Annotated in this window: 3 protein-coding genes and 1 pseudogene; all 4 read right to left on the bottom strand. The window is 40.0% G+C overall.

From position 1 onward, the window contains the following. Window positions 1-177 precede the first annotated feature (177 nt). The gene (locus J7R05_RS06995) at window positions 178-531 is read right to left on the bottom strand and encodes a hypothetical protein (protein WP_208541743.1); all 354 of its coding nucleotides are present in this window, start codon (window positions 529-531) and stop codon (window positions 178-180) included. After that, window positions 515-1,663 (bottom strand): DUF1376 domain-containing protein, encoded by a 1,149-nt coding sequence (locus J7R05_RS06990; protein WP_208541742.1) that lies wholly within the window; start codon window positions 1,661-1,663, stop codon window positions 515-517. Before J7R05_RS06990 ends, J7R05_RS06995 begins: the two co-directional genes overlap by 17 nt. Before the next feature lie 10 nt (window positions 1,664-1,673). Beyond that, window positions 1,674-1,979, bottom strand: a complete 306-nt coding sequence (locus J7R05_RS06985) for a DUF1376 domain-containing protein (protein ID WP_208541741.1) — start codon at window positions 1,977-1,979, stop codon at window positions 1,674-1,676. Between the two features lie 118 nt (window positions 1,980-2,097). Further along, window positions 2,098-2,395 (bottom strand): annotated as a pseudogene (locus J7R05_RS06980) (hypothetical protein); the annotation flags it as partial.

Below are 2,395 nucleotides of genomic sequence, written 5' to 3'. Positions count from 1 at the left end.
TTTCGCATCTGTTCTAATTTCCTTAAATTAGCCCCGTACAGAGCGTTTTATGTTTCAGATGTGGAATTCATCAAAAAACTTCCAAATCTCTCTCTAAGGTGCCTTTCTGTCGATTTAAATGCATATCCAATCCAAAAGTGATCAGCACTTCTCTCTATTTTGCTGTTCTAAAACTCATCAAGCCGTTTTTGTGAATGGAATGACATTCTCTCGTCTCTCCTGTTCTTTCAGTGCCTTTGCTTGTGTATTTTCAATCGCTCTGTGCACATACCAAACTCTGCCAAGCACATCACTTTCTAGCTTCTGACAATAGGAAACAAGTTCTGCACATGTGGGCATGAATACCTTTGATATCTCCTTGACCTGACCGGCGAGAATATTTTCAACAGCTTTTGCAAGAGCGTATGCTGAAACTTGTTTGAGTGTCAGCTTGTAGGATGAAGAAACTACATTGGGATCTGTGTTAGCTGGAACTCTCAAACTTGAGAGAAAAAAAGCAGCTTTCTTAACCTGTTCATCCGAAGCTTTCACACTGAACAATCTCTGTAGATGGTTGCAAGCATCCAAGACTCTTTCTTCCTCCTGCTTCGTCAATTCGCTCCCACTCTTGAAGGTCGATGGATACCCTCGGTTGATCCTCTTCATAATCATCTCCAGATGAAAAATTATGTCTGGAACTTTCGAAACTTTCTGTAAGACGTTCGGTGAAACTTTTTTGTCGCTGAGAATAATTTCCATACCTACCATTTTGTTTTTCCTTTTCCAGTTTCGCTTTTTTCTTAGCTAAAATTCCATAGTCAGAAGTAACCCAGTTGTACCATGTCAGTTGCCAATCCGTTTTGGTTGCATCCTTTCCCGTCTTGGCTATCCAGAAGTTTTTAAATCTCTCAAACTCTAACAACGCCTCATTCTCCGTTAAGCCCTTGTCGATTGCGTATTGCAAGTCAGGTTCGAAATCCTCAGGCAATCGGCATCCCCGTTCACTCCTAGACCGCTTGGTTTTCTTTTCAGTGCTTTTTTGCTGTGAAACGGATGATTGGTTTTCTGATGTGGGGGTATCGTGATCCAACTGCTGCTCAACAGCATCATCGGTTGTTTCACTTTGAACCGAAACTTCAGTTGCTAAATCTTCTGAAGCATTTTCTTTTTTTGATAACACGATAGTGTTAGTTTTTTTATATATGTGATTGTGATTGTGATTGGCATCAACAAGCATAGCGTTAGCATCATGCTTAGCATTGCTTGTGCATTGATTAAGCATATCACTAGCGTTTTCATCATCACTGATTGTTAATGAATCATCTAACTTTTTTTGTTTGTCCCATCTCGCCTTTGCTGCTTTGGAAGCTCTTTCTGAAAGCTTATTTAAGTGCTCACTGCAATCTTTTAACTCTTCTTCAATTTGCAAACTCCATAAACGGCCATCTTCTAAACGAACGATTTTTTGATCACGCAATAAAAAATCTAATGCCTTATTAAAAGCTTTAACCGAGCAACCCGCACTGTGTGCCAATTTACTTTGATCACAAAAAATAGGTTCACCACTTCTACGCATGTGCCATTGCAATATTACGTATGTTGCTATCTGAAATGCTTTCATTCCACTCGTATCGGCAAGGCAATCAGATGGAAAACTTCGCACCCAAGGTAATTTAGTTGACATAACTTCCCCCCTATTTTTCTGAAGGTGTATTACTGATATCAAGATCAAATGCTAATGAGGTATGCCATAAGCTGCCATCTTCTAAACGAGTAATATGACCACAGCTAATCAAAGCTTTTAATATCTTTCGAAACGTCTGCACTGAACAGCCACACAAATTTGTTAATTGAGAAATATTGTTTAAAATAGGTACGCCCTTACTAATCATGAGCAACACCAATGTTGTGTAAACAGCAGCTTCTGCTGCTTTCAAACCTTCAAGCTCTTGTAAAAATTGATTATGATAAAACTTTACCCAGGGTGTTTGAGTGGCCATCACATATCTCCTTCTTTCTTTAAGTATAAAATTACCCAGCCTGTCTTCGTGCCTAAACTAAAGACAAGGAACGGTTTGTGAATAAAAACTCATTTTTAATGGCGATGATCATCACGCCCTATCTGTTGCACTCACTTTGAGTGGAAGCACTCACATCACCCTCTGCGTCATCGCCAAAATGCTTACCCGAACAGATCTTTTGAACGCCGTAAATATGAGCATTGCCAGCAACTTCTGCATCACCGGAAATTTCTGTTTCGCCGTAAACCTGTGCATTACCATAAACCAGTGCATTGCCGTGAACATGTGCACCAAAATAAATACATGCACGGCCATAAATTCGAGCATTACCGTTAACATATGAACTGCCGTAAACCTGAGCATCACCGTAAACACGTGCATCGCCACCAATTACT

This window comes from Bartonella capreoli (assembly GCF_902813205.1).
GTDB classification, from domain to species: Bacteria; Pseudomonadota; Alphaproteobacteria; order Rhizobiales; family Rhizobiaceae; genus Bartonella; species Bartonella schoenbuchensis.
Note: the sequence above shows the minus strand (reverse complement) of the source record. Positions and strands in the feature narration are given on the sequence as shown.